At 65.8% G+C, this 25,350-nt stretch carries 23 protein-coding genes and 2 tRNA genes; 13 read left to right on the plus strand and 12 right to left on the minus strand.

What is annotated here, in order from left to right; all coding sequences use genetic code 11:
• Nucleotides 1-38: 38 nt before the first annotated feature.
• Nucleotides 39-554 carry an acetolactate synthase small subunit gene (gene ilvN, locus RCH07_RS00695; protein ID WP_326965537.1) on the minus strand — a complete coding sequence of 172 codons (516 nt, stop codon included), beginning with the start codon at nt 552-554 and terminating at the stop codon, nt 39-41.
• Nucleotides 555-556: 2 nt separating this feature from the next.
• Nucleotides 557-2,458, minus strand: a complete 1,902-nt coding sequence (locus RCH07_RS00700) for an acetolactate synthase large subunit (RefSeq protein WP_326965538.1) — start codon at nt 2,456-2,458, stop codon at nt 557-559.
• A 14-nt stretch (nt 2,459-2,472) separates the two neighbouring features.
• Here RCH07_RS00700 and RCH07_RS00705 point away from each other — a divergent pair, with 14 nt between their 5' ends.
• A complete protein-coding gene (locus RCH07_RS00705; RefSeq protein WP_326965539.1) occupies nt 2,473-2,724 on the plus strand; it encodes a hypothetical protein in 252 nt (83 codons plus the stop codon).
• A gap of 74 nt (nt 2,725-2,798) precedes the next feature.
• Here RCH07_RS00705 and ilvD read toward each other — a convergent pair whose 3' ends face one another.
• Both ilvD and RCH07_RS00715 read right to left on the minus strand, forming a co-directional pair.
• Entirely contained in the window at nt 2,799-4,520 is a 1,722-nt protein-coding gene (gene ilvD, locus RCH07_RS00710; protein ID WP_326965540.1) for a dihydroxy-acid dehydratase, read from the minus strand.
• A 129-nt stretch (nt 4,521-4,649) separates the two neighbouring features.
• Nucleotides 4,650-5,588 (minus strand): LysR family transcriptional regulator, encoded by a 939-nt coding sequence (locus RCH07_RS00715; RefSeq protein ID WP_326965541.1) that lies wholly within the window; start codon nt 5,586-5,588, stop codon nt 4,650-4,652.
• A 117-nt stretch (nt 5,589-5,705) separates the two neighbouring features.
• Here RCH07_RS00715 and RCH07_RS00720 point away from each other — a divergent pair, with 117 nt between their 5' ends.
• The 3 genes from RCH07_RS00720 to RCH07_RS00730 all read left to right on the plus strand — a co-directional run bounded on the left by RCH07_RS00720 (nt 5,706) and on the right by RCH07_RS00730 (nt 8,167).
• Complete coding sequence (locus RCH07_RS00720; RefSeq protein ID WP_326965542.1) at nt 5,706-6,722, plus strand: sunset domain-containing protein; 1,017 nt, start codon at nt 5,706-5,708, stop codon at nt 6,720-6,722.
• A gap of 54 nt (nt 6,723-6,776) precedes the next feature.
• Entirely contained in the window at nt 6,777-7,976 is a 1,200-nt protein-coding gene (locus tag RCH07_RS00725; protein ID WP_326965543.1) for a PQQ-dependent sugar dehydrogenase, read from the plus strand.
• A gap of 115 nt (nt 7,977-8,091) precedes the next feature.
• A tRNA-Lys gene (locus RCH07_RS00730) sits at nt 8,092-8,167 on the plus strand.
• Nucleotides 8,168-8,411: 244 nt separating this feature from the next.
• On the opposite strand, the gene RCH07_RS00735 is transcribed toward RCH07_RS00730, so the two are convergent.
• The 3 genes from RCH07_RS00735 to RCH07_RS00745 form a co-directional block, all read right to left on the minus strand.
• Nucleotides 8,412-8,612, minus strand: a complete 201-nt coding sequence (locus RCH07_RS00735; protein ID WP_326965544.1) for a hypothetical protein — start codon at nt 8,610-8,612, stop codon at nt 8,412-8,414.
• A gap of 99 nt (nt 8,613-8,711) precedes the next feature.
• Nucleotides 8,712-9,266 carry an RES family NAD+ phosphorylase gene (locus tag RCH07_RS00740; protein WP_326965545.1) on the minus strand — a complete coding sequence of 185 codons (555 nt, stop codon included), beginning with the start codon at nt 9,264-9,266 and terminating at the stop codon, nt 8,712-8,714.
• Nucleotides 9,266-9,610, minus strand: coding sequence for a hypothetical protein (locus tag RCH07_RS00745; protein ID WP_326965546.1), 345 nt, complete (start codon nt 9,608-9,610; stop codon nt 9,266-9,268). Before RCH07_RS00745 ends, RCH07_RS00740 begins: the two co-directional genes overlap by 1 nt.
• 586 nt (nt 9,611-10,196) lie before the next feature.
• Between RCH07_RS00745 and RCH07_RS00750 the strand changes: the two genes are divergently transcribed.
• Nucleotides 10,197-10,352: a hypothetical protein gene (locus tag RCH07_RS00750; protein WP_326965547.1), complete on the plus strand. Its 156-nt coding sequence runs from the start codon at nt 10,197-10,199 to the stop codon at nt 10,350-10,352.
• 108 nt (nt 10,353-10,460) lie between these two features.
• On the opposite strand, the gene RCH07_RS00755 is transcribed toward RCH07_RS00750, so the two are convergent.
• Nucleotides 10,461-11,393, minus strand: a complete 933-nt coding sequence (locus tag RCH07_RS00755) for an EamA family transporter (protein ID WP_326965548.1) — start codon at nt 11,391-11,393, stop codon at nt 10,461-10,463.
• A gap of 46 nt (nt 11,394-11,439) precedes the next feature.
• Between RCH07_RS00755 and RCH07_RS00760 the strand changes: the two genes are divergently transcribed.
• On the plus strand, nt 11,440-11,919 hold the full coding sequence (locus tag RCH07_RS00760; RefSeq protein WP_326965549.1) for a MarR family winged helix-turn-helix transcriptional regulator: 480 nt from the start codon (nt 11,440-11,442) through the stop codon (nt 11,917-11,919).
• A gap of 548 nt (nt 11,920-12,467) precedes the next feature.
• Here RCH07_RS00760 and RCH07_RS00765 read toward each other — a convergent pair.
• From RCH07_RS00765 to RCH07_RS00775, 3 genes are all read right to left on the minus strand, one after another.
• Nucleotides 12,468-12,605 carry a hypothetical protein gene (locus RCH07_RS00765; protein ID WP_326965550.1) on the minus strand — a complete coding sequence of 46 codons (138 nt, stop codon included), beginning with the start codon at nt 12,603-12,605 and terminating at the stop codon, nt 12,468-12,470.
• A gap of 365 nt (nt 12,606-12,970) precedes the next feature.
• Nucleotides 12,971-14,338, minus strand: a complete 1,368-nt coding sequence (locus tag RCH07_RS00770) for an alpha/beta hydrolase family protein (protein ID WP_326965551.1) — start codon at nt 14,336-14,338, stop codon at nt 12,971-12,973.
• A 182-nt stretch (nt 14,339-14,520) separates the two neighbouring features.
• Nucleotides 14,521-16,191 (minus strand): phosphodiester glycosidase family protein, encoded by a 1,671-nt coding sequence (locus RCH07_RS00775; RefSeq protein WP_326965552.1) that lies wholly within the window; start codon nt 16,189-16,191, stop codon nt 14,521-14,523.
• Between the two features lie 263 nt (nt 16,192-16,454).
• Here RCH07_RS00775 and RCH07_RS00780 point away from each other — a divergent pair, with 263 nt between their 5' ends.
• Complete coding sequence (locus RCH07_RS00780) at nt 16,455-17,132, plus strand: hypothetical protein (protein ID WP_326965553.1); 678 nt, start codon at nt 16,455-16,457, stop codon at nt 17,130-17,132.
• A 63-nt stretch (nt 17,133-17,195) separates the two neighbouring features.
• On the opposite strand, the gene RCH07_RS00785 is transcribed toward RCH07_RS00780, so the two are convergent.
• Nucleotides 17,196-17,678, minus strand: a complete 483-nt coding sequence (locus tag RCH07_RS00785) for a MarR family winged helix-turn-helix transcriptional regulator (RefSeq protein ID WP_326965657.1) — start codon at nt 17,676-17,678, stop codon at nt 17,196-17,198.
• 205 nt (nt 17,679-17,883) lie between these two features.
• Here RCH07_RS00785 and RCH07_RS00790 point away from each other — a divergent pair, with 205 nt between their 5' ends.
• The 6 genes from RCH07_RS00790 to RCH07_RS00815 all read left to right on the plus strand — a co-directional run bounded on the left by RCH07_RS00790 (nt 17,884) and on the right by RCH07_RS00815 (nt 25,344).
• Nucleotides 17,884-20,106, plus strand: a complete 2,223-nt coding sequence (locus RCH07_RS00790; protein ID WP_326965554.1) for a putative bifunctional diguanylate cyclase/phosphodiesterase — start codon at nt 17,884-17,886, stop codon at nt 20,104-20,106.
• A gap of 107 nt (nt 20,107-20,213) precedes the next feature.
• Nucleotides 20,214-20,687, plus strand: coding sequence for a thioredoxin-dependent thiol peroxidase (bcp, locus tag RCH07_RS00795; protein WP_326965555.1), 474 nt, complete (start codon nt 20,214-20,216; stop codon nt 20,685-20,687).
• A 62-nt stretch (nt 20,688-20,749) separates the two neighbouring features.
• Nucleotides 20,750-20,831: transfer RNA gene (locus tag RCH07_RS00800), tRNA-Leu, on the plus strand.
• A 292-nt stretch (nt 20,832-21,123) separates the two neighbouring features.
• The gene (locus tag RCH07_RS00805) at nt 21,124-21,798 is read left to right on the plus strand and encodes a fasciclin domain-containing protein (RefSeq protein WP_326965556.1); all 675 of its coding nucleotides are present in this window, start codon (nt 21,124-21,126) and stop codon (nt 21,796-21,798) included.
• Between the two features lie 275 nt (nt 21,799-22,073).
• Nucleotides 22,074-23,759, plus strand: coding sequence for an ABC transporter substrate-binding protein (locus RCH07_RS00810; protein WP_326965557.1), 1,686 nt, complete (start codon nt 22,074-22,076; stop codon nt 23,757-23,759).
• Between the two features lie 79 nt (nt 23,760-23,838).
• Nucleotides 23,839-25,344, plus strand: coding sequence for a malate:quinone oxidoreductase (locus tag RCH07_RS00815; RefSeq protein ID WP_326965558.1), 1,506 nt, complete (start codon nt 23,839-23,841; stop codon nt 25,342-25,344).
• The last annotated feature ends 6 nt before the right edge of the window (nt 25,345-25,350 follow it).

Below are 25,350 nucleotides of genomic sequence, written 5' to 3' on the forward strand. Positions count from 1 at the left end.
TCGGGAAAAACTGGTGGTGGTGCTGCCTAGGCTGTCCTTTACGCGGAGCGTAAGGCCCTGTCGCTCATGGAGCGGGATCCCCGGCCCACGGCCAGGGTGCCGGACTGCACGATTTCGCGGACGCCGAAAGGCTCCAGCACGGAGAGCAGGGCCGAGAGCTTTTCGGGGTGGCCCGTGGCCTCGATGACCACCGATTCGGTGGAGACGTCCACCACGGCAGCGCGGAACAGGTCTGCAGCCTGGGTAACCTGCAGCCGGTTTGCGGCATCCGCACGGACCTTGACCAGGATGTGGTCGCGCTGTACGGACGATTCGGGGGTGAGCTCGACGATCTTGATCACGTTGACCAGCTTGTTCAGCTGCTTGGTGATCTGTTCGACCAGTACCCCGTCGGCGTCGACGACGACGGTCATCCGGGACATGCCCGGAACTTCCGTCGGGCCCACGGCCAGGGAGTGGATGTTGAAGGCGCGGCGGGCGAAGAGGCTGGCCACGCGGGTCAGCACACCGGGCTTGTCTTCGACCAGCACGGATAGTGTGTGGCGGGTAGTCATGTTCAGTCCTCTTCTTCCCAGTCCGGGGTCATGTTGCGGGCAACCTGGATCTGGTCGTTGCTGACTCCGGCGGGGACCATCGGCCACACCATGGAGTTGGGGCTGACGACGAAATCAACCACCACGGGGCGGTCGTTGATCGCCAGCGCCTTTTGGATGGTGGCGTCGATGTCCTCGTCGCGCTCGCAGCGGAACGACGCGCAGCCGTAGGCGTCCGCCAGCTTGACGAAGTCCGGGATGCGGACGGTGTCGTGGCCGGTGTTGAGGTCGGTGTTGGAGTAGCGGCCCTCGTAGAACAGGGTCTGCCACTGGCGCACCATGCCGAGGGAGGAGTTGTTGATGATGGCCACCTTGATCGGGATCTTGTTGATGGCGCAGGTGGCCAGTTCCTGGTTGGTCATCTGGAAGCAGCCGTCGCCGTCGATCGCCCAGACTACCCGGTCCGGCTCGCCCACCTTGGCGCCCATGGCCGCCGGCACGGCGTAGCCCATGGTGCCGGCCCCGCCGGAGTTCAGCCAGGCGTGCGGGCGTTCGTACTTGATGAACTGCGAGGCCCACATCTGGTGCTGTCCCACGCCGGCGACGTACACGCCCTCGGGGCCGGTGAGGGCTCCGATGCGTTCGATCACCCGCTGCGGTGCCACCAGGCCGTCCTCCGGTTCGGTCCAGCCGAGCGGGTAGGTCTCCTTGAGGTTGTTCAGGAACACCCACCAGTTGCTCAGGTCCGGGGCGCCGGTAGCCGCGAACTGCGCCCGCAGGGCCTCGCTCAGTTCCGGGATGATCTCCTTGACCGAGCCGACGATCGGGACGTCGGCCGTGCGGTTCTTGGAGATTTCCGCCGGGTCGATGTCCGCGTGGATGACCTTGGCGTTGGGGGCGAAGGACTTCAGGATGCCCGTCACCCGGTCATCGAAGCGCGCGCCGAGGGTGATCAGCAGATCGGACTGCTGGAGCGCGGTCACGGCGGACACGGTGCCGTGCATGCCGGGCATGCCGACGTGCTGCGGGTGCGAGTCCGGGAAAACGCCGCGGGCCATCAGGGTGGTGACCACGGGGGCGCCGGAGAGCTCGGCGAGTTCCAGCAGTTCCGCCGAGGCATGGGCCTTGACCACGCCGCCGCCCACGTAGAGCACGGGCTTGCTGGCCGCCGCGATGAGCCGGGCGGCTTCGCGCAGCTGCTTGTTGTGGCCGCGGAGCACGGGGTGGTAGCCGGGCAGATCGATCTTGGGCGGCCAAGAGAAGGTCATCTGGCCCTGCTGGGCGTCCTTGGCGACGTCCACCAGCACGGGGCCCGGCCGGCCTGTCGAGGCGAGGTGGAAGGCCTCGGCCATGACGTGCGGGATCTCGTTCGGGTCCGTGACGAGGAAGGAGTGCTTGGTGATCGGCATGGTGATGCCGACGATGTCCGCTTCCTGGAAGGCATCGGTGCCGATGACGGCGCTGGCGACCTGTCCGGTGATGGCCACCATCGGTACCGAGTCCATGTGGGCATCCATGATGGCGGTCACGAGGTTGGTGGCGCCGGGGCCCGAGGTGGCGATGCAGACGCCAACCCGTCCGGTGACCATGGCGTAGCCTTGCGCGGCGTGGCCGGCGCCCTGTTCGTGACGGACCAGAATGTGGTTCATTCGGGAGGCCATCAGGGGGTCATAGGTGGGCAGGATCGCACCACCTGGCAAACCAAAAATATCGTCCACGCCGAGTTCCTCGAGCGAGCGGACAATTGCTTGTGAGCCGGTCATCGCTGTCGGGGGTACGACGTTGTTCGGCCCGGGGACAAGGGAGACGGCGGCAGCAGTGTCGACGCCGGCGGCAGCCGGACGCTCGGCGCGTTCCGGAGCCTTGGTGGCTCCAGCGGACTTCGTGGCCATCAGCGCGGGGCTGATCGGCGATCCTTTGCTCATCGGACTCTTCCTTTGTGGATCTGGTAATCGTGGAACTGCAGAGGTGGATCTTCAGTGATCTTGGAACTGCGGTGAAGGCGCTGTGCTGGTGCGTAGTGCTGGCTGTGCTGCGGGAAACAAAAAAACCCCTCAGCCTGACGGCTCTTCGAGGGGTTGCGCGTGACGGTTCGTTACCGGCCGGGCTAGTGAGCCACGCGCTTGGTAAGTACGACGACGACGCCGGTGGTAACGAATGCGATCATGCATTCAGTTTTCCCTCTGAGTGAGACGAGTGTCAACGAGCACGGCTCTCGTCTCACTATCTGGACTTCATTGTCCACCTGTTGGTCCCCGAGCTCTGCTAGCCGCAGTAAGCGCCCGTGGAGGCGCTGTGGACCAGCTTGGCGTACTTGGCGAGCACGCCCTTGGTGAACTTCGCCGGCAGGGGCTCCCAGCCTGCCTTGCGACCCTCGAGCTCCGCGTCGTCCACGAGCAGGTCGAAGGTGCGGGCCGCAATATCCACGCGGATCCTGTCGCCGTCCCTGACGAAGGCGATGGGGCCGCCGTCGGCCGCTTCCGGGGCGACGTGGCCGATGCACAGTCCGGTGGTTCCGCCGGAGAAGCGGCCGTCGGTCAGCAGCAGGACATCCTTGCCGAGACCGGCGCCCTTGATGGCACCGGTGATAGCGAGCATTTCGCGCATGCCCGGTCCGCCCTTGGGCCCTTCATAGCGGATGACAACGACGTCGCCGGCCTTGATCTGGCCGTTGTTGAGTGCGTCCAGGGCGCCCTGTTCCCGCTCGAACACGCGGGCGGAACCCTCGAAGACGTCGGCGTCGAAGCCTGCGCTCTTCACGACGGCGCCTTCCGGCGCCATGGAACCGTGCAGGATGGTGATGCCGCCCGTCTTGTGGATCGGGTTGTCCATGGCGCGGAGCACCTTGCCGTCGGGATCCGGCGGGTTGATCGCGGCGAGGTTCTCGGCCACCGTTTTGCCCGTGACGGTGAGGCAGTCGCCGTGGATCAGGCCGGCGTCGAGCAGTGCCTTCATAATGACCGGCACGCCGCCGATCTTGTCCACGTCGGTCATGACGTAACGGCCGAACGGCTTAAGGTCACCCAGGTGCGGGATCCTGTCGCCGATGCGGTTGAAGTCCTCCAGGCTCAGGTCCACTTCTGCCTCGCGCGCGATGGCCAGCAGGTGCAGCACGGCGTTGGTGGAGCCGCCGAAGGCCATGGTGACGGCGATGGCGTTCTCGAAGGCCTTCTTCGTCATGATGTCGCGGGCGGTGATGCCGAGCCGGAGCAGGTTCACCACGGCCTCGCCCGATTTGTGCGCAAAAACGTCGCGGCGGCGGTCGGCGGACGGCGGAGCGGCGGAGCCGGGGAGGGACATGCCCAGTGCTTCGCCGATGCAGGCCATGGTGTTGGCCGTGTACATGCCGCCGCAGGCACCCTCGCCCGGGCAGATGGCCCGCTCGATGCGGTCCAGGTCCCCGCGGCTCATCTTGCCGGCGGCGCAGGCGCCCACGGCTTCGAAGGCGTCGATCAGGGTGACTTCCTTTTCGGAGCCGTCCTCAAGCTTGACCCAGCCGGGCATGATGGACCCGGCGTAGAGGAAGACCGAGGCGAGGTCCAGCCGGGCGGCTGCCATCAGCATGCCGGGCAGGGACTTGTCGCAGCCGGCCAGCAGCACCGAGCCGTCGATCCGCTCGGCCTGCATCACGGTTTCGACCGAATCGGCGATGACTTCGCGGGACACCAGGGAGAAGTGCATGCCCTCGTGGCCCATGGAGATGCCGTCGGAGACGGAGATGGTGCCGAATTGCATGGGGAAGCCGCCGGCGGCGAAGACGCCTTCCTTGGCGCCCTGGGCGAGCCGGTTCAGGGAGAGGTTGCAGGGCGTGATTTCGTTCCAGGAGCTGGCGACACCAATCTGCGGTTTGGCGAAGTCGTCATCCCCCATGCCGACAGCCCGGAGCATTCCGCGCGACGGTGCGGCGTGGATGCCATCGGTGACCACCCGACTGCGGGGCTTGATGTCCGGTTTGGTGCCTGCTGCTGTTCGGGTGTCCTCACTCATGGCCTAAAGTCTAGGGCTCCGCCGTGGACGGGGACGACCCCGAACGGACCATTAAGCGTAATAGCGGGAATATTTCGATCAAATAGTGGACTCTCGTCTCACCTGATGGACTCGGCCGTTTGTTCCGGCTCAGTTCAGGTGCGCCGCGTCACGCAGCTCGGGGGCTTCGGCCACGGCCTGCGCCTCCGCCTTGAGCATCGTGAGGACCTGCTGGATGGTGGTCCGGGCCGCGACGTCGGGGCGCGCCAGGGCGACGATGCTGCGGCGGGCCTTGACCCCCGCAAGCGGCCGGAGGACAAAGCCCCTCCCCTGGTTTTTCAGCGCCGTGTAGCGGGGCAGCAGGCTGAGGCCGTGCCCGGCACTGACCAAGGCCTCAAGGACCCGCAGGTCGGGGAAGAGCTGGGCGCGGACGGCCGGGGAATCGGCCTGAACCTCGATCTGGCGCAGCACGGTGTCGAAGGGGAAACCGTCGGGCACGCCCATCCAGGGGAAGCCGATGACGTCTTCCGCCCGCAGGGTAGCTTTGCCGGCGAGCACATGGCCCTCCGGCATGGCGACGTCGAGCGGCTCATCCAGCAGCGGGACCACTGTGAGACCCAGCCGGGCAAACACTTCAGGGCCGTCCACGCTGTGGGCCAGGACTACGTCGTAGTCGGCAGTGAGGCCTGCGAAGCCCGCCACGTTCGGGTCTTCAAAGTGCGCCTCGAAACGGAGCCCGTCGATGGCCTTGACCCGGTGCAGGAGCCCCGGGAGGAACATTTCGGCGGCGCTGGGAAAGAAGGCCGCTTTGACGTGCGTCTGCCAGCCGAGCCGGTACGTGTCGATGGTGGCCTCCGCTCGCGCCATGGCGGTGGCCACCTCGGCGGCGGCTCCCGCCATCGCAAAACCGGCCTCGGTGAGCCGCACTCCCCGGCCGGATTTCTCCACCAGGACCACCCCGAGTTCCTCCTGCAGGGTCTTGAGCTGTTGTGAGACCGCGGAGGGCGTCACCTTCATGGCCTCGGCGGTGGCGCCGACCGTGCCGCGGTCCGCCAACTCCCGGAGTATCCGCAGTCGCTTGAAATCCATGATGTGAGGCTACAGGGCATGTCCGTCACTGCTGGACAGCCGGCTCGGCCCAGACGTACCGTCGAGCAACGGCAACCTTGCCTTATGGAACTGCCCTCTGGACAGAAAGGCCTTGCTATGGACTGGATTATCTGGCTCGTCGTCATCGTGGCGATTGTCGCCGTCGTCTGGTGGCTGCTGAACCGCAACAACTCCCGCGGCGGCAGCGACTCATCGGCCGGAGGCGGCACAACCGCTTCCGCGCAAGCCTCCAAACCCGCTTCGATTCCTGATACCGGACACGGCGGCGCCCTCTCCGGTGGAGGTGCCGCGGCGTCCGCAACCGCAGCCGCCACCACCGGGATACCCACGGCTGCCGGCTTCAGCCAGGCCGAACCCGAGCCGCCCACCACGGCAGAAGACACGGCGGCGGCAGAGCCGCCAGCGGAGGCGCCGTATCCGGACCCGGCAGCGGCGGCGGCCGCTCCAACGGTTCCGGATGCGGGCGAGCCCCCGGCGCCGGCGAGCACCGAGTGGGAGACCCAATGGTCGGAGACACCAGCGGCCGAGCCGCAGGCGGCGGTCCGCCATGAGCCGGTTCACGGCGGATCCACGGCACACGTCGACACGGTGGCGGGAGGGGGCGCGGCTGCCGGGCCGCAGGCGGAAGAGCCGACGGCGGCTGCCATCCCGGTACATCACCCCGAGTACACCGAGCCCCATGCGCCCACTTTGCCCGGCGCGGAGTCAGCCGCGGCCGAGGCTGCCTTTGCGCCGGGTGCAGAGGCGGAACCTGCCGCGGAACCCGTCGCCGCCGGGACAGCAGGGCCAGTGGCAGCAGAGCCGGCGCCCCTTGCCGTGACCGAAACCCGACAGACGGCGGCGTCCTCCGCCGCCGCCGAAACTGCTGCGAGCCACACCGCCGAGCCGGCCGGCCATCTCGCCCTGGACCAGCCCTACGGCGACGGATCGGCGTCACCCGCGGCCGACGGCAGCGGCCCAGAAGGGTTCACCGTCAAAGGCAACGCCTCCTCGATGATCTACCACGAAGACACCAGCCCCGCTTTCGAGGAAACCACCGCCGAGGTCTGGTTCCTGTCTTCTGCCCATGCCGAAGCCGCCGGCTTCCGGCCACCCCGCCGGTCACGGCAGTAGTCGTCGGCACGGCTGACGGCCGCAGAGAAGAGCCGCACCGCAATGGGAGCGCGGATGACGACAAGGACGGGGCGCAGGCCATCAGCTGCGCCCCGGACTGCGATGCGGGCCGGCGTCCGTGCCCTGGTGATGGCCGCCGCCTCGATTCTGCTGGTGGCCTGCACGGGCAGCGGCAGTCCCCCGGTTTTGCCGGCAGGCAGCGGCGGCCCTGCGGCCAGCAGCCCCGCATCGGGTGTTCCGCAGAATACGGCCCCGCCGACGGTAGCCGGCCGGATCGATGCGGAGTTGCGCGTCCCGTGGTCGACGGTTTTCCTGCCCGACGGCACCGCCATCATTTCCGAACGCGACAGCGCCCTGCTCCGGTCGATCAGCAGCGGACCGGGCGGCGTCGGCTCAGTGAGCGGCGGCTCGGTGAGCGGCGGGCGGGCCGGCATCGTTGGCCGGGTGCCCGACGTCGTGCCCGGCGGCGAAGGCGGACTGCTGGGGTTGGCGCTCTCCCCGGATTTCGCGTCGGACCGGTACCTGTACGCCTATTTCACGGCGGCGGCTGACAACAGAGTCGCCCGAATGCGCCTCGAGGACGACGGCGGGCAGTTGCGGCTGGGGCCGGCGGAAGTCATCTTTGCCGGAATCCCGAAGGCGTCCACGCACAACGGCGGACGGATCCGGTTCGGGCCGGACGGGTACCTGTACGTCGGCACGGGCGATTCGCAGCGCCGCGAACAGCCACAGAACACGGGTGCCCTGGGCGGCAAAATCCTTCGGCTCACGCCCGAGGGCCGTCCCGCTCCGGGAAATCCGTTCGGGGACAACCCGGTGTACAGCCTCGGCCATCGCAACGTCCAGGGGCTCGCGTGGGACAGCGCCGGCCGGCTGTGGGCCAGCGAATTCGGTCCCGACGTGAACGACGAGTTGAACCTGATTGTGCCCGGCGGCAACTACGGCTGGCCGGACGTGACCGGCGCCCCGCACCGCAGCGGCTTCCTTGACGCGAAGCTCGTGTGGCCGTCGACGGCGGAGTCCTCCCCCAGCGGACTCGAAATAGTCGGCGATACGGCCTACCTGGGCGCCCTCCGCGGCCAACGAATCTGGGCTGTCCCCCTCGGCGGGGAATTTGCGGGCGAAGCTGTGAGCTATTTCACCCGTCAGTACGGCAGGATTCGGAACGTTTCAGTGTCACCCGACGGCCGCCTCTGGGTGCTCACCAACAACCAGAACCCCGACTTTGTGCTGGTTCTGAACCTCCCCGGATAGGCACCCCCACCCCTGCCCACGTCGATTTCACACGGCATCGAATCTCGTGTAGAGTTTCATGTCGTTGCGGAGAACAACCGGGGAAACGAAAAGCCCGGTAAACGAAACAACAGATGCACCTCTAGCTCAATTGGCAGAGCAATTGACTCTTAATCAATGGGTTCCGGGTTCGAGTCCCGGGGGGTGCACCACAAAAACCCCGTCTTTACTGGCCTTAGGCCATGAAGGCGGGGTTTTGTTTTGCCTGCAAATCCTACGAAGGGCTATTTACGGGCTACTTATTCCGACCGCACCGGCTGAGGTGCTTAGGTCGAAGAACCGCAAATCTGGCCCGGGCCGACCTGCGAATGTCCGTTAGTTTCCGACTCAACGCCCTCCCGCAACATTGCTGTCGCGCTCGTTGACCAGCAGACTGTGACAGCGCAGGCAGCGTACCTAGCCCAGGAAGTCGGTTGCTTCACGGTTGGAGCCGATCACGGTTTCGCAGTGACGGCCCCAGCCGGAGGTCGAGGACTCCATGGTGGCCGTCTTGCCCTGGCCGGGCTCACCGATAACACCGGTCGGGACGTTGGCCCGGACGCCAGCGGCAAGTGCGCGCTGGAACGGGGAGCCGGGGAATTCGTGGATCGAGGCCATGATGTTCTCCTAAGAGGTAGATGGGCGGTTGCCCGTTTGCTTACCTCTCATGTGTGCGAAGTCAGGAAACCCTCTCACCGGCCCTCGGGTCTTGCCGGGTCAGCTGATCACCCGTCGGATCAGGGCCGCCGCGTCCTGCACTGCAGGGTGGCTGAGGGTGAGCGCCTCCGGGGCACCGGCCACACTGAGCCCTGAAACGTCCCACAGTCCGTAGCTTGCCCAGCGCGGCTCGTAGAAGGACCACCAGGACAGGCCGGCGTAGTCGCCGGTGTCGTACATGGACCGCGCCCACTGCTGGGTGGAGGCCCGGTCTTTGGAGACAACGCTGCTGGGCCGCAGCGACCAGTCCTGCAGCGCCTGCGGATCATCAAGATCCAGGATGGACGGGTCCCCCTCGTACTTCACAAGGGCTTTTACCGTCCCGGCAGGCGTCCCCGGCGACGGATCCAGGACTTCCGGCTTCCAGACCGAGTAGTCGCCGAGGGCTTCAGCAATGGCACCCTCCGGAGAATCGCCGACATAGAGCACCAGATAGTCCCGGTCAGGGTCATCGACCCGCCCGGAACCCTGTCTGGGCCAGATGTAGAGGGGATGCCCGTTCGCGGAGGTGTCAGCGGCCGCCGGGTGATAGTTCAGCACGCGCCAGAATTCCACTAGGCGAAGGCTCCCTGCTCGTGGGCGCGGATCGCCTCGATCACCGGTGCTGCACCTTCGAGCCGGTAGACATCGATGGGCCGGGCACCGAGGTGGGAGTTGTGGCCCTCCAGCCACAAGATGGCCTGGGCCGGGGTGAATGCGCTGTGGAGATGGCCCACCAGGGCGTCCAGGTCGGCCAGCTGGGCACGGTTCTCATCGTTCGGTGCATCTTTGCCGGACGCCCACCGGCTCGGACGATCCTTGTTGACGCCCAGGAGTGCGGCAACGGTGTTGTTCCCGAGGGCGTTGACGAGTCGCTGCGTCATGGCGCCCGGTCCGTAGTCCGGAGCGTCCTTTTTCAAACCGCCCAGGTTGATTGTGATCGTCTCTACCGGCGCCTTCGCGCGCGCTTTGGAACTCGCCGGTCGGCGCGTGTGCACCTGGGCCAGGCCTTTGGGAATCAGCCCGACCCCGTTCCGGACCTTGACTGTAAACTCCCGGCCGCCGCTTTTCAGGATGACCGTCTGTTCAGTGGTAGTCCTTTTCGTCTCCATGAACCAACACTATCTGTTGGGCACCGAAGTCGGAAGAGATGCGGCCTAGCGGTGCACGGTCCAGGTGTAGGAGAGCCACGTTGTAGACCACATCGACCCACGCAGGCGGGAAGCAGTCGGTCAGGTCCTCTCCCGCGGCCAGGCCCCCTGGCCACGCCCCGCTGAATCGGTCGTTGATAGGTTTGCGGCGGGAAACGGTTCCGCCGGCGGGTTCGCGTCCATGAATCGAGCCTATGTGCCGCCGCCGGCCGGACGCCGGGCAGCTTACCCGGGCCCAGGCCGCGGTGCACCCGCGCCGTCGAAGGCCCCGGCCGCCGTCGTGCAGGCCATACAGCCAGGTATCCCGTCCAGGGGGTAGAGTCGGCTCAAATCATCCGAAGGGGAATGGGAACCGATGAGACTCGAAGGATGGCACGTCATGGTGCTCCTGGCGATTATGGTGATGGTGATGGTGATGGTCGTCATCGTCGCAACGCTCATCGTCCGCCGGACGCTGCGCTGGGCCCGGCGGAACGACAGCGGAAGCGGTTCGGGACCAGCATCGCCGTAGTGGCCAGGCATAGAGACTAACTCGGCACCCTGGACGCCGTCGATCAGGAGCTCGCCAACGTTGCCGGATACTGGGCCAGTTCATTCGTCAGCGGCAGCTGCGGGATATTCAACTTCGGATATATGGGAACCGGCGCCGTCCGGTTGCGGTGGCCCGGAGCGCGGATGGCTCGGGCCGGTTCTTTCCCGTCCCGAAGCTTGCCCCGGTGGTGATGAGCGTGGCGAGGATGATGGCTGCTCCGACGAGCTGCCCGGGGGTAAGGGTTTCATGGAGGACGATCCATCCGCACAGTGTCGCGACCAGCGGGCTGAGGAGGCCGAGGAATGCAGTAGTGGATGCCGGCATGAGATGGATCCCGCGGAACCAAAGCGTGTAGGCGACAGCCGTGCCGATGATGCCCAGGTACAGGTAGCCGGAGACGTTCGCAGCGGTGAAGGATTCCGGTGGCGGCCCTTCGATGATCAGAGCCAGGGGTGTCAGGACGATGCCACCGCCGATGAGCTGCCATGACGTGGTGGTTAGGAGAGTGCCGGGCCGTCCCCATTTCTTGCTCAACACCACACCGGCAGCCATCGCCAGCGCACCGCCCAGTGCAGCGGCAACTCCTACGGTGTCCAGCCGCGCCTGAGCCTGCAGGACCAGGAGAGCGACCCCCGCCACTCCGACAAGGCCCAGGACGATTTTCTTCGTCGTGAGTTTTTCGCCGATCCACCGGGAGGCGCATACTGTCACCAGCAGTGGCTGCACGGCACCGATCGTGGCCGCCACCCCACCCGGCAGCCGGTACGCCGCAATAAACAGCAACGCAAAGAAGACCCCGATGTTCAAGGCACCCAATAGCAGCGCCTTCCACCACCAGCTCCCCCGGGGCAGTCGCCGGACCACCACAAGCAGCACCAGTCCAGCAGGGAGCGAACGCAGCAGTGCCGCCAGGAGAGGCCGGCCAGGAGGCAGAAGCTCCGCGGTCACTACATACGTCGTCCCCCACACACAGGGCGCGAGAGCGGTCACAAGAAGGACCATCCATTTATTGCTAAGCACTTAGCTAAGATAGCTCAGCACTTAGCTAATTGCTAGTGTGGATCCTATGACCGATCAGGTGGATTTGATCCTCGAACAATGGGACCGAGAACGGCCGGATCTCGATGTGTCCCCCATGGCAGTCGTGGGGCGCCTGTCCCGCGTTGCCCGGCGTTTCGAGGAGCGATTGGCACACACCTTCGCCGAACACGGTCTGGACGCGGCCGGTTTCGATGTCCTGGCGACGTTGCGCCGCACGGGATCCCCGTTTGTCCTGACACCGAAAGACCTGGCCGCGAGTTCAATGGTTACCTCGAGTGCCACCGCCCAGCGGCTGAACAGGCTGGAAAGCCAGGGCCTCGTCTCCCGCACCCCCAGCACCGTCGACGGGCGGGGAAAACAAGTCCTGCTCACCGACCGCGGCAAGGACATCGTCGACGGCGCCCTGTCCGCCCACGTGCAAACGGAACACGAACTGCTGCAAGGCCTTGACAGCACGGAACGTCAGATTCTTGCATCACTTTTGACCAAACTCGACAACAGCTGAGGGGACCTCACGGCAGCACTCATTTGCTCGCGGCAGGACCGGCGCGTCAACCGGATTACCGGGCGGTTCGCAGTCGAGGCCGTGCTCGTCTCCCGTTGGCCGAACCTTGATGCCGCACCCCGAATTTTGTAAAGAAACCCGGTACGGGCGCCACCAGAGGCTTGGCCAGCTGCTGTGAGAGCCAGCGAAATTTCGGCTGGGTTGCCCAGTAGGCACGCGGGGAGGTTGACCGGGAGCGTCTGTGCGGCAGAAATCAGTGAATCTGCTGTTAGTCCCCGAACCTTGGTGCTTATTCTGCTGCGGATACCGCAACTTCAGTGGACGGGTCCAGATGAGGGTCGCAGCCTCCACAAAACAGATCTTCCGCAATGTCACCGCAACACTGACAGCGATGATCCAAGGCCGCGGCTTCAACGATGTAGGTGGTCATAGGCCTATGTTCCTCTGACGGCCGCCGTTCCGAACACCGTAGCCGCTACCCGTTTCCAGCGCACGACTACTCGCCAGCCTGCCGTCCGGAGGCGTTGGGCCCGGGACGCGCCAGGGTCTCAGGACACGCGCCGGACTGCCGCCAACTGGAACTTGATCGGTAGCGGCAGCTGGACTGGGCAGGCTCCGACTGGTTCGTCGAGCAGTTCGTTAATCGAGGTCTGCCCTTCCAGCTCCGCCAGCGGGTTCGCGTCCATCAATTGAGCCTATGTGCCGCCGTCGGCCGGGCAGGTGAGGGACACGGACCCGATGAGGGTGCCGCCGTCGTCGAACCAGAAAGACTCCGGGGGCCGTCACTATCAGGGACCGGCAGATACAACGTCCCCTAATTCCACTTTGACGGGGCACCCAACGGCTTCGGAATATTTGCACTCCAGTGTTGTGACGTCGGATGTGGCCCTGGCGGACTCCAGGGCAAGACGAAGACTTGACCCATCTGGCGGTACCGACACGATGTTGACGGCAGGCCGCCCCGTTGGCCTGAGGCCTTAACGCCGGTTGTTGGTGTGCTGCAGGCGGTCAGGAAGTTATTGAATGCCGGTGCAGTCAATTAACTGCGCACTCAATACACGGTGCACTCGACCTCGGGAAATCGGGTGTTGTCTGGCAGCGGAACCCCGATGCCCCGCAAGGTCGCGTCGAAGAAGGCGAGCGTGAATGCGTTGACGATCGTGCGGGCTCGCCGTACGCCGATCGATCCCGATGGGCCCATTCTGGCGAGGAGCGGCGCCCATGAGGGGGCGTCGGTGAAGTCGATGTGTGACATTCCCGAGATCGCGATGTGGAACCCGGTGCCCTGCGGCTGTTTCGCCAGCGTCTGCGCTGTGCTGGTGATCGTCTCTTCGATGACGTCGTCGTCCCACCCGCCCGAGCGTCGGTGCTCCCGCCGCATATCGGCGACCGGACGGGTCAACCACATGGCAGGCGCGCGCAGCCCGGAGGCGACCACGCTCGCGGGCATCGCTGCGTCGTACATCAGACACGCGCCGATGCGCTCGTTCCGCCGGCACGCCTCGGCCGCGATCTTCCCCCCGAGCGAGATTCCGAACACGCCGACGCGTCGCAGGTCGACGTTGAGCGCCACCTCGTCCTGTCCGGCCCCGTGCAGGTCATCGAGTCTCGCGAGCACGAGATCGACATCCGGAGCCAAGTGCGCGATGACCACGCCGGGATCGTGGCGGGCATACAGTCGCGTGCGCGGAAGCATCGGGATGCGACGGCCGCCTGACGTGGCGGCCGCGCTGGCCGAGATATACGGCTGGTCGATACCGACGACGACGTAGCCGTGTGAGGCGAGTTCCTCGACCTGCACCGTGTTGGAAGTGCGAAAGCCACCAAGGCCCGACAGGTACACAACCACCGGGTATGGGGTCTCTTCGGGCGCGATACTGGCTTCGAGGATCGCGTTTGTGGCTGTGTGGCCGAGATGCCCGAGCAGCCACGCGGGCAGGGCAGTCCGACCGCCCGTCACGTCTTTGAGCGCCGCGAGCAGGGAGCTGAAGACGGCGCCCGCATCTTCCATGTACCGGGACCGCGGCCCCGACGTGGCACGATAGGGATACCAGATCTGCGCAACAATCTCGCGGATCTCATCCGGGTCCTCGGAGAGAATCTCGGGACGGCCCGGGTCGCTCCATCGATGGACAACCGTGCCGACGCCGTACGGTCCTGTCGGGCGCGGAAACCGTACCGGCGGGACGAGCCCCCGGACGACGACGATCACGCCCGCCACGAAGACAAGGGCTACCGTAGCGGCACTGGCTCCGGGCGTGGGCAGCGCCAGCAGCGAAGCCAAGAGGGCGACCAGCGGGACGTAGCGGAGATGGAGACTCCCTCGCAGCGCAGGCACCAGCAAACACGCGGCACTCACCGCGACCCCTGCGGCAGCAGCCACTGGCAGCGCTGCGCCCAGGAAACTTGTCAGTTGCATTTGTAGGATCCGTGGCGAGCGGGACGGGCGGTCACGTCACCATCCTCGCGCAGCATGCGCCGGGTCTCGTCCACGCCGCAATTCCCGGGGGTACCCGGCGTCGTGCTCTTGAACGGCACCGTCATCGCCTACCCGGCCTTCAAGTCGGTGGCCGCCGCTCCGCAGCCGCGGCACCTGTCCCATCAGTCCCTGCGGCGCGGGAGGACCAGCAGCGCGTCGCCCACCGGACGCTGACCTGCCGCATCGGAGGGCGAGTTGACCACCTGGCCGTCTGCGACCATGGTGGTGGAGCCTCCGCCGTCGAGGTTGATGGCGTCCACCATCCCCAGGGACCGGGCGACGTCGGCTGCTTCTTTGATGCTGAGCCCTAGCGATGTGGTTTGGCGTCCGTCGGCCGTGGCCAGGAGGGTGCGCCCCCGGGCGTCGACGCCAGCGATGGTCCGGGGGTTGCGCTTGTGGACCCAGCCGTAATAGAAGCTGTTGCTGTCTCCGGAATGGACCATGCCGTCGCGTCGGGCCGTGATGTTCTCGGCGCCGCCGGACACGAGCATCGGCCCGCCGTTGACGACCGATGTGTCCCCGCCCGTCTTCTCTTCCTTGCCGGCTTCATTGGTCAGCCCGGACTCGACATTGAGGTGTTTGCCGAGGGTTGCGACGTCCTTGAGCTTGGGCGCGTCCGCTCCGGTGGCCTGCAGGGTCCTTCCGCCGGACGGAACGGCTGTACCCCGGGCGGCGTTGATGGCTGTCACCGTGCCGTGTTGGTCCAGGAGGACTTCCAGTCCTGGACCGGACGGCGTGGCGGGACCGAACTCGCCGCTAAAGGCGACGGTCTCGTCAGGGTCCGTGCAGGTGGCGTCGTGGCGCGGCAGATTGGTGGGGAGATCACCGGTACCTCCGCAGTTGCGGATCAGCCCCGGTACCCGGTTGAGGCCGTCCAGGGCCACAGACGTGCCGTGGCCGGGAGAGGAGATACGTCCGGTCCATGTCAGCCGTTTGATTGAAGATTCGTTCTTCTTGCCATTGATGACGAGAGATGGCCGGTCGCCCACCGGTTCGCTGAGCAGTTTGCCATCGACGACGGCGGTCCCGGCCGGGTCGCCCGGCGCCCCGGCCTTCGGGTCCAGGACGAAGTATCCGCCGTTCACCGCCGCCAGGGCATCTTCGGCCGTCGCGAGCTGGCTTGTGGTTTCCCGGTCCTGCAGGTCCGGGCCGAAACCGGAAGTGAGCGCTCCCCGGAACAGCTTCGGATCGAGGGTGAGGACTTCGAGCTTCCATGGACCGCGGGTTGTGCCTGTGGTCCCGGCGTCGCCGTCCCAGCCGGTGTACACGGCGGAGGCGTTATAGCCTGCTGCCCTGGTCTGGCTGATCGTGGCTGTGCCGTCGGCCCTGGATTGAAACGCTCCGGCCCGGACGCGGTAGCCAAGGTCTCCGCCGGCGTCGGCGAGTTGGGGGGACTGGACGTGCTCAACCCGGACCTGGACTCCGGCGGCCCGGAGTTTGCGCGCTACCGCCTGGGCCGTTGCTTCATCGGACAGTGCAGAGGCCGGGGCGTCAGGATCGGCAGATGTGGACGGGATGGCCACTTCGGCGGTCCAGAACAGGGAGGCATCCGGAGCGCCGCGGGTGATGGAGGTCCGTGTCAGTCCAGGGGCCAACGTGGTGACGGTGCGCGTCTCGGGAAGATCCGGGGCGCCAAGCTCCAGCTTCCGGCCGTCCTGCTGTCCGTCCTCCTGGGATGCCGGCGCTGCGGCGTCTGCGAAGGACACGCCTGTTGGGGTAAGGAAGGCGGCAGGAAGTCCAAGGGCAACGGCGGCGATCGCAGCCCTGCCCCATCGCAATGAGGGAGATGTCATGGTTCGAAACTACCTTCCCCGCACCGGCTCCGGCCACGCATGCGCCCCAGTTCGGCAGGCCTTCGCCGACTGTTCACACCGCGTTTCACGGCCCGAACGGGCAGCCAGGCAAGGGGCTCAGCGGGGCCGTTCACTGTTGTTTACCGGCCCTCCACCACGCGGATTCTCCCTGTTGGTGCGGATCGGGGAACCTGATTGAGGCATCGGCGCGTCCGATCCGCCGAGTTGAACCACACCCGCTCAACCGCACCAAGGAGAATCGCGTGTTTGCAAGAAGTGCTGCCGCCGCGCTCGTGGCCCTGGCATCCCTGACCGGAATCGCGGTTCCTTCGTCTGCTGCCCCCGCATCCCGGGATGTTGTGCTGGGCCAGCCGCTGCTGAGCCTTTACCTGGATCCATTGGACGACGTCGTCCGGCGGAATGGCCACAGTGTCTATCCGGGCTGGGACGGCAGCCTGCAGCTGCTGATCGACATCAAGAGCGACGGCGAAAGCACCTACGCCGCGATCGAGCAGGAACTGCGCAAGCACCCGGCCCTGATGACCAACTACAGCAAGGGAAAAGTCCACACCGGCCCGGTGACCGCCGTGGTCAGCGGCAACAGACCACTGACCACCATGCAGGCAGAGGACAAACGCTACGGGTTTTTCGACGGACGCTCCTCCGACCTTGCCCCCGGGATCCCCGCAACGCTCATGCCGCTGATCAGTGACAACTGGACAAAGCTGTTCAGCTGGCAGGGTGCTGGCCCGATGCCCGAGGCGGAACGCGCCAAACTGCACGCCTACGTCGCGGATGCCCACACCAAGGGCTACCGGGTCCGCTTCTGGGCGACCCCGGACCAGCCGGGCGCGGCACGCGATGCTGTCTGGACCGAACTCCACGGGCAGGTGTTGACCACATTAACACCGACGACCTCGCAGCACTGGAGCAGTTCCTGAAAGCCCAGCAGGGATAACACCCGCGAGTTGAACTTGCCGCAGCGGTCAGGGTCGGGGCTGACCTTAGTTCAGGGTATTCGCCTCGACGGCCAGGCCGGGCTCGGCGTCCGTGACGATGGCCTTGACCTCGGAGGACGAAATGCGGGTGGCCAGCTCCGTGACGACGGCCTGGAGTTCCTGCCGCAGCACGTCGGGATCGATGGACGCCGCGGCGAGCACTGAGCGCTCCATGTCGGCGGCTTCGACCACAGCCTGGCGGCCACGGTCGGTCAGGGACACGACGTGGCTGCGGCGGTCCGAGGTGCTGCGCTGCCGGGAAATGTGGCCGTGCACTTCCAGACGGCTCAGGGTTTTCCCCATGGTCTGCGCCTGGACCCGCACCAGAAAGGCCAGTTGCGCCTGCGTCATGGGCCCGTTAGCCGAGAGCACTTCCATGGCGATGACCCCGGCATGGGTCAGCCCAATGGCACCCAGCTTCTCGTTCCAGGAGTGTTCAACAAGGCGGGCTGCCGTGGACAAGAGGCGCCCAGTGGGCCAGCGATCCATATCAGGCATACCAACAAGTATAGCGAGCGTAGGGTTCGCCGCCCGCACCGTTGCTCAATAGCTCAGGTACACCCACCCCTGAAGGGGGCCAACTGGCCGACGGGACACCCGGTTGACCGGGCGCCCGGGAACAGGGCTGGTAAGATCTTCGCGGACCTCGGGGGTATCTGTGAAGCGATATGCAAAAGGGCAGCCTGCCCGCGCGGTGTTCCGCACAATCGGCCTGCCCGTCCTTGCGATGGCGATGGCACTTTTTACGTATGTCGTGGCCCGGCTGCTGCACGGCGAGGGGTACCACGCCGCCGTCGATGGCTGGATGTCCATGGTCACCGAAGCTGTTACGGTGGCCGTCTGTTGGCTGGCCCTGCGACGCTCCGCAGCGGTACCGGGCGAGCTTGTTCTGGCTGCGCTTGCGGTGACGGCAACTGCCCTGGGCGATGCCTACTACATGCTGGCCCGGGAGCCGTCAGGCACCGTCCCCGCGCCTTCTCCAGCCGACGTCGGCTATATCCTCTTTTATGCCTTGATGCTGCTCGCTCTGGCTATGGTTGTGGTCAAACGGCTGCGAACGGCTGCATGGCCGGTCCTCCTGGACAGCGCCGTGGCCGCCTGCGGCGCCGCTGCGGTCCTGGCGGTTCTCCTCGAACCCGTCCTGGACTCCGCCGGTGGCACGCCCATCTCGGCCGGCACCGTCATCGCTGTCGCGTATCCGCTTTTCGACCTGATGCTTATTGCCGTGATTGCGGCCATCATCGCGTCGCAGCGCGCATCCGATAAGCACTGGGCCTATCTCGTCGCCGGACTGCTTTTATTCGCCGCCGCCGATGTCGTATTCGCGCTCGGCGAAGCATCCGGGGCCTATTCCGTTGGCTCGGTCCTGGACCTGGTGTGGGCCACCGGGCTGGCGCTCATTGCGCTGTGGATTGACCGTGCCTCGCGTCCGGAGGGCCAGGGCCGGCGCCGGGGCAGAGCGCATCAGGCACTGGTTGTGCCAGGCCTCGCGACGGCGGCCGCTTTGGGAGTTCTGCTCCTGGGCAGCCAGCAGCACCTGCCGCCGTACGCCCTGGTGCTGGCCAGCATAACTCTGGTCCTTGCGGCCGTTCCGATGGCCTTCCGTCACCGTCTGCTCCGCCGGTTGACCCGCACGGATGACCTGACCGGGCTGCTGAACCGGCGGGCCTTCAATGATGACTGCACCGAACGCCTTGCGGCCGCCGGGAAGCGCAATGGCGCGCTGCTGCTCCTTGACCTGGACCGTTTCAAGGAAATTAACGACAGCCTGGGCCACGAGGCCGGCGACCGCCTGCTGGTCCAGGTGGGAGCGCGGTTAGCGCGTTCGCTTCGCCCCGATGACCTGCTGGCCCGGCTCGGCGGCGATGAATTCGCGGTGCTCCTGGCCGACGGCGACGAAGACGAAGCGGCGGCCGTCGCCAAAAAGCTCCGGAATGCCCTGGCGGAGTCATTCACGTCTGGAGGCATAGCGCTACGGACCAGCGTCAGCATCGGCGTCGCGCTTTTCCCGGTGCACGGGAAAAACGTCAACACGTTGCTGCGCAAGGCCGACATGGCGATGTACCGCGCCAAAACGGCTCGCAGTGGACACCACATCTATCATCACGACGACGACCGGCAGGGTGAGTTGCGGCTGCGGACTGTTCAGGAACTGCGGACCGCACTGGCCTCGGATCAGCTGATTCTGCACTATCAGCCCCAAGTCGACCTTGCTACGGACGAGATCCACGGCGTCGAAGCCCTGGTCCGTTGGGACCACCCCACCCGCGGCGTGCTCGCGCCGGCCGAGTTCCTTGGCCTTGCCGAGGAATGCGGTCTGATGCACGACCTCACCGCCGTGGTGCTGGCGAAAGCACTGGATCAGGCGGCCCGGTGGCATGCGAAACACGAGCCACTGACGGTCGCGGTGAACATCTCCGCCAGTTCCCTGGTGGACATCGGGCTGCCGCGGAGGGTCGGTTCCATGCTGCGCGAGCGCAAGCTGCCGGCAAGTGCCCTGGTCCTGGAAATCACCGAGGACTTCCTCATGGCGGACCGTGATCGAGCGCGGGAAATCCTGACCCAGCTCAGGGAGAGCGGTGTGCAGATCGCCGTTGATGACTTCGGCACGGGCTATAGTTCACTCGCATACCTTCGTGAACTGCCCATCGACGAACTCAAGCTCGACCGGTCCTTCGTGCAGCCGATGGACACGGATCCCCGGGCCTCGGCGCTTGTTGCCTCCACCATTGCCCTGGCGCACAGCCTGGGGTTGCGGATTGTGGCGGAAGGTGTGGAGAGCCAGGAAACGAAGGACGAGCTGAAAGCGCTCGGCTGCGACAACGCACAGGGATACTTTGTCTCGAGGCCCGTCGGTGCGGCGGAGCTGGACCGCTGGCTCGCCGCCCGCCCGCTGGAACCCGTCCGGCAGGTCTAAGACAAGTCGAAGCGGAGCTGGCCAGCCGCAGCATCGGGGACAAACGAGCCCGCGGACGCCCACGTTGGCAAACCCGATCCAGCCTCAAACACCGTAAGGAGATTATCTTGCCTGAACGACTCATTCCCGGAGCCCCGGCACCGGAATTCACGCTGAAGGATGCTGACGGGAAGGACGTCTCGCTAAAAGATTTCCGTGGCCGCAGCGCTGTTGTCTACTTCTATCCTGCAGCGTCCACCCCGGGATGCACCAAGGAGGCCTGCGACTTCCGCGATTCCCTCGCATCGATGCAGCACGCAGGCTACGACGTCGTCGGCATCTCCCCCGACCCTGTGGACAAACTCGCCAAGTTCGCGGCCGCGGAAGGCCTGACCTTCCCGCTGCTCTCCGACGAGGACCACGCCGTCGCGGAGTCCTACGGGGCCTGGGGCGAGAAGAAGAACTACGGCCGGACGTACGAGGGACTCATCCGTTCCACCGTCGTCGTCGACTCTGAAGGCAAGGTCGCCGCAGCCCAGTACAACGTCCGGGCCACCGGGCATGTCGCAAAGCTCCGCCGCGACCTCAGGCTGGACGGCTAGCCGGGTACAATGGAGCGTGGCATTCGCCGTTGACGGGCCCTTGACCTGACAGACGGCGCCGCGCGCGAGTGGTGAAATTGGCAGACACGCAGGATTTAGGTTCCTGTGCCTTCGGGCGTGGGGGTTCAAATCCCCCCTTGCGCACAGTGAAAGAACCCCGGTCGCTGACCGGGGTTCTTTCCTTTTAAGATGACGGTGTGCTGTTCTGCGGCTACGGTTCACCCCGCCGCGCGGAACCTGGCCTACCCGCGGAGGCCCAGCTCCCCAAAAAAAGATCAAAACCGCACCCATCCGACTCCCCGCACCCGACGAATCCCCAGCGAGACACCCCCCAGCGAGACACCAAGGTAAGGGTCGGTGCCCACCAGATCGGACATGGGCCGGAGCGGCAAAGGTCGCCACAGGTAACGATCGGCATAACTAAGGAGAAACCGAAATGCAGACCATCAAGCGCAACACCCTCGCCGTTGCAGGTATCGCCGCTGCAGCCATGCTCAGCCTCAGTGCCTGCGGCGGATCCAGCACCACCGCATCCACTTCCTCGGCTCCTGCGTCCACGCCGTCGGCCTCCAGCATGGCGCCGTCGCCGTCCAAGAGCTCCTCGGCTGCCATGGATCCGGCAGCCAACCTCGTCGGTGCGGGCTGCGCCGGTTACGCCGCGAAGGTGCCCAGTGGTGCCGGTTCCGTCTCCGGGATGGCCCTCGACCCGGTAGCTGTCGCCGCCTCGAACAACCCGATCCTCACCACGCTGACCGCGGCCGTTTCCGGCAAGCTCAACCCCAAGGTGGACCTGGTGGACACCCTGAACGGCAGCGAATTCACGGTCTTCGCCCCGACCGATGACGCTTTCGCCAAGATCGACGCCGCGACGATCGAGACGCTCAAGACCGATGACGCCCTCCTGAGCAAGATCCTGACCTACCACGTGGTCCCCGGCAAGATCAGCCCGGACAAGATCGTGGGCACCCACAAGACCGTTCAGGGCGGTTCCGTCACCGTCACCGGCAGCAAGGACGCCCTCAAGGTCGACGACGCCGGTGTTGTCTGCGGTGGCGTCATGACGGCCAACGCCACTGTTTACATGGTGGACTCCGTCCTGATGCCCAAGTAAGCAGCCCCCAATCACTCCTGCTCCGGTCTCAGCCTGACTCCCTGGACCGACCTGGAGAACGGACGGCCCGCACCCACTGGTGCGGGCCTTCTGTTTGAGGGCCGCAAGATTTTGTGAACCTGGGCGGTCCGCCGTCCGGGCGGGCCAACCGCCGTCGGCCGGGCCGGTCAACTAGACTGGGGGCTGTTCCGCAGCCGGCGGTCCGCCCAGTCCCCAGAGGTGATTCCCGAGTGCCCAGCAGTACAGTGCGCCCCATTACAGTGCGCCCGAGGACAGTGCGCCCCAGTACCGTCCGCCGCATCGCGGCCGGCCTCGGTGCCATACTCCTGCTGCTGCCGCTCGCCGCGTGCACCGGATCCCCCACTCCCGCCCCCAGCTCCCCGACTGCTTCCGCCGGCGCTTCTGCCGGCGCTAACGACGGCGGCCCCAGCGCCGTGTTCACGTTCGGCACCGCCTCCGAGCCCCTGGGCCTGGACCCGGCCCTCGTCTCGGACATCGAGTCCTACCGTGTTACCCGCCAGGTTTTGGAGGGGCTTGTGGGCGTGGACCAGACCACCGGGCAGCCGACGCCGTTGCTCGCCACCGAGTGGAATACCGGTGACGAGGGCCGCAGCTACGACTTCAAGCTCCGCGAGAAGGTGAACTTCCAGGACGGTGCGGCGTTCGATGCCGCGTCCGTCTGCAGCAACTTCAACCGCTGGTTCAACTTCCCGGAGGCGCTGCGGAAGCAGGCCGCGGGAACCACCTTCAAGGGCGTCTTCAAGGCCCACGCCGATCAGGCGTCCCTCTCCATCTATAAGGGCTGCACCGCCGTCGCCCCGGACAACGTGAAGATCGAACTCACGCAGCCTTTCACCGGGTTCCTGCAGGCCCTGGCACTCCCCGCCTTCGCCCTGTCCTCGCCGCAGGCCCTGGCGGCCCGGAACGCGGATGTGCTCAACCAGAGCCGCGACGGGCAGCCCGTCTCCGCCTACGGCCTGCACCCGGTGGGAACCGGCCCCTATGTCCTCGACTCCTGGGACAAGGGCAACATCACCCTTGCCGGCAATAAAAGCTACTGGGGGGACAAGGGCCAGATCGGGACGATCAACTTTGTCACCTACGATCACACCCAGACCAGGATGCAGGCCCTGCTGGACGGCAAGATCGACGCCTATGACGCCGTCACGGTGGAGAACTTTGACCAGCTCGTCAAACGCGGCAAGCAGATCATCCAGCGGGACCCGTTCTCCGTCATGTACCTCGGCATGAACCAGGAAGTCCCGATCCTGCAGAACATCAAGGTCCGCCAGGCCATCGAGATGGCCCTGGACAAAGAGACCCTGATCCGACGGTTCTTCATTGACAACACGGCCCAGGCTTCCCAGTTCGTCCCGCCGAAGCTCAGCGGATTCAACAACAATGCCCCGTCGCTGGGGCACAACCCGGCCAAGGCAAAGGAACTGCTCAGCGAGGCCGGCTACAACGGCGAGGAACTGAAGTTCTACTACCCGCTCAACGTCACCCGGCCCTACCTCCCGACGCCGGAGAAGGTCTATGCGGAGATCAGCAAGCAACTGACCGCCGTCGGGCTTAACATCAAGCCGGTACCGGTTGACTGGTCCGAAGGCTACCTGCAGAAGGTCACGTCCGCCGGTGACCACGGCCTCCATCTGCTGGGCTGGAACGGCTCCTATTCGGATCCGGACAACTTCGTCGGCCCGCTCTTTGGCGAGAACACCGGGGAATTCGGTTATCAGGACCCGCAGGTCTTCTCCAAGATTGCCCGGGCCCGCGGATTGCCGGACGGCAAGGAGCGTACAGAGCAGTACCAGACGATCAATGCCCAGATCGCCGCCACCGTGCCCGCCGTTCCCATCGCCTTCCCGATTTCCGCCCTGGCCCTGTCCGACCGTGTGCTGAAGTACCCGGCGTCGCCCGTCCTGAACGAAGCTTTCACGAAGATTGAGCTAAAGCCTTGACGGACTGACCCAATTTCAGTTAGAGCGCACCGCGGGGATATTCTGTGACAGCCAGACCCGCTGCTATCGGAGACTGATTGTGACTTTCATTTCCAAGACCCAACATGCCGACGTCGTCCTGATTGGCGGCGGCATCATGAGCGCCACGCTCGGCGCTTTCCTCAAGCAGCTCGAGCCGAACTGGACAATTTCCCTGTTCGAGAAGCTTGATGAGCCCGGCCTGGAAAGCTCCGGTCCCTGGAACAACGCCGGCACCGGCCACGCCGCCCTGTGTGAGCTTAATTACTCCCCCGCCGCCAAAGACGGTTCCGTGGACCCTGCCAAGGCCTTGCTCATCAACGAGCAGTTCCAGCTCTCCCGCCAGTTCTGGTCCCACCTGACCACCAACGGGATGATCGGCTCGCCTAAGGGCTTCATCAACACGGTGCCGCACATGAGTTTCGTGATCGGCGAGGACAACGCCAGGTTCCTGCGCAGCCGTTATGAGGCCCTCAAGCCGAACCCGCTGTTCCGCTCGATGGAGTACTCCGAGGACCATGCCCAGATCGCCAAGTGGGCCCCGCTGATCGTCAAGGGCCGCGACCCGAAGCAGCGCATTGCGGCAACCCGCGCAGCGGAAGGGACCGACGTCGACTTCGGCGCCCTGACCCGCGAACTGACCGGCTACCTGGGCAGTAACGGCGTGGAAATCAACTACGGCCACGACGTCTCCGGCATCAAGCGCGCGTCCGGCGGCGGCTGGGACCTCTCACTCAAGCACCCGCAGTCCGGCGAGCACGGCTCGATCCACGCGAAGTTCGTCTTCGTGGGGGCCGGCGGCGGCGCGCTGCACCTGCTGCAGGCCTCAGGCATCCCGGAAAGCAAGGGCTACGGCGGCTTCCCGGTCTCGGGCCAGTTCTTCCGCTGCACCGACGAGGCCCTCGCCGCCCAGCACAGTGCCAAGGTCTACGGCCAGGCATCGGTCGGCGCACCGCCCATGTCGGTGCCGCACCTGGATACCCGCTTCGTCCACGGCAAGCGCTCGCTGCTGTTCGGCCCCTACGCCGGTTTCTCCACCAACTTCCTCAAGACCGGTTCCTACCTGGATCTGCCGCTGTCCATCCGGCCCTCCAACATCATCCCGATGCTGGCCGTCGCCAAGGACAACATGGACCTCACCGCCTACCTGGTCAAGGAAGTCGCCAAGCGCCACGGCGCCAAAGTGGAGGCCCTGCGCGAGTACTACCCGGAAGCGCAGGATGCCGACTGGGAACTCATCACGGCCGGCCAGCGTGTTCAGATCATCAAGAAAGATCCGAAGAAGGGCGGCGTGCTGCAGTTCGGCACCGAAGTCATCGCTGGCCGCGACGGCTCCATCGGCGCCCTGCTCGGCGCGTCCCCGGGCGCGTCAACCGCCGTGCCGATCATGATTGAACTGCTCCAGAAGTCCTTCCCGAAGAACTTCAAGGGCTGGCAGTCCAAGTTCAAGGACATGATGCCCGGCTACGGCATCAGGCTTAACGACAACCCGGAACTCGCCGCCCGACTGGAAGCCGAGACGGCCAAGGCACTGCAGCTGGAACCGGTCAACGCTCCCCGTACCTGACGCCCG

This window comes from Arthrobacter sp. CG_A4, from assembly GCF_035985125.1.
GTDB lineage: Bacteria > Actinomycetota > Actinomycetes > Actinomycetales > Micrococcaceae > Arthrobacter.

Bases quoted from the DNA above. Each gene is read 5' to 3' on its own strand.
- RCH07_RS00785 (WP_326965657.1), bottom strand. From the start codon at position 17,678: ATGGATCGCTGGCCCACTGGGCGCCTCTTGTCCACGGCAGCCCGCCTT.
- RCH07_RS00750 (WP_326965547.1), top strand. From the start codon at position 10,197: ATGAGACTCGAAGGATGGCACGTCATGGTGCTCCTGGCGATTATGGTG.
- RCH07_RS00775 (WP_326965552.1), bottom strand. From the start codon at position 16,191: ATGACATCTCCCTCATTGCGATGGGGCAGGGCTGCGATCGCCGCCGTT.
- RCH07_RS00735 (WP_326965544.1), bottom strand. From the start codon at position 8,612: ATGGCCTCGATCCACGAATTCCCCGGCTCCCCGTTCCAGCGCGCACTT.
- ilvD (WP_326965540.1), bottom strand. From the start codon at position 4,520: ATGAGTGAGGACACCCGAACAGCAGCAGGCACCAAACCGGACATCAAG.
- RCH07_RS00720 (WP_326965542.1), top strand. From the start codon at position 5,706: ATGGACTGGATTATCTGGCTCGTCGTCATCGTGGCGATTGTCGCCGTC.
- ilvN (WP_326965537.1), bottom strand. From the start codon at position 554: ATGACTACCCGCCACACACTATCCGTGCTGGTCGAAGACAAGCCCGGT.
- RCH07_RS00760 (WP_326965549.1), top strand. From the start codon at position 11,440: ATGACCGATCAGGTGGATTTGATCCTCGAACAATGGGACCGAGAACGG.
- RCH07_RS00725 (WP_326965543.1), top strand. From the start codon at position 6,777: ATGACGACAAGGACGGGGCGCAGGCCATCAGCTGCGCCCCGGACTGCG.
- RCH07_RS00715 (WP_326965541.1), bottom strand. From the start codon at position 5,588: ATGGATTTCAAGCGACTGCGGATACTCCGGGAGTTGGCGGACCGCGGC.
- RCH07_RS00765 (WP_326965550.1), bottom strand. From the start codon at position 12,605: ATGGACGCGAACCCGCTGGCGGAGCTGGAAGGGCAGACCTCGATTAAC.
- RCH07_RS00770 (WP_326965551.1), bottom strand. From the start codon at position 14,338: ATGCAACTGACAAGTTTCCTGGGCGCAGCGCTGCCAGTGGCTGCTGCC.
- RCH07_RS00805 (WP_326965556.1), top strand. From the start codon at position 21,124: ATGCAGACCATCAAGCGCAACACCCTCGCCGTTGCAGGTATCGCCGCT.
- RCH07_RS00700 (WP_326965538.1), bottom strand. From the start codon at position 2,458: ATGAGCAAAGGATCGCCGATCAGCCCCGCGCTGATGGCCACGAAGTCC.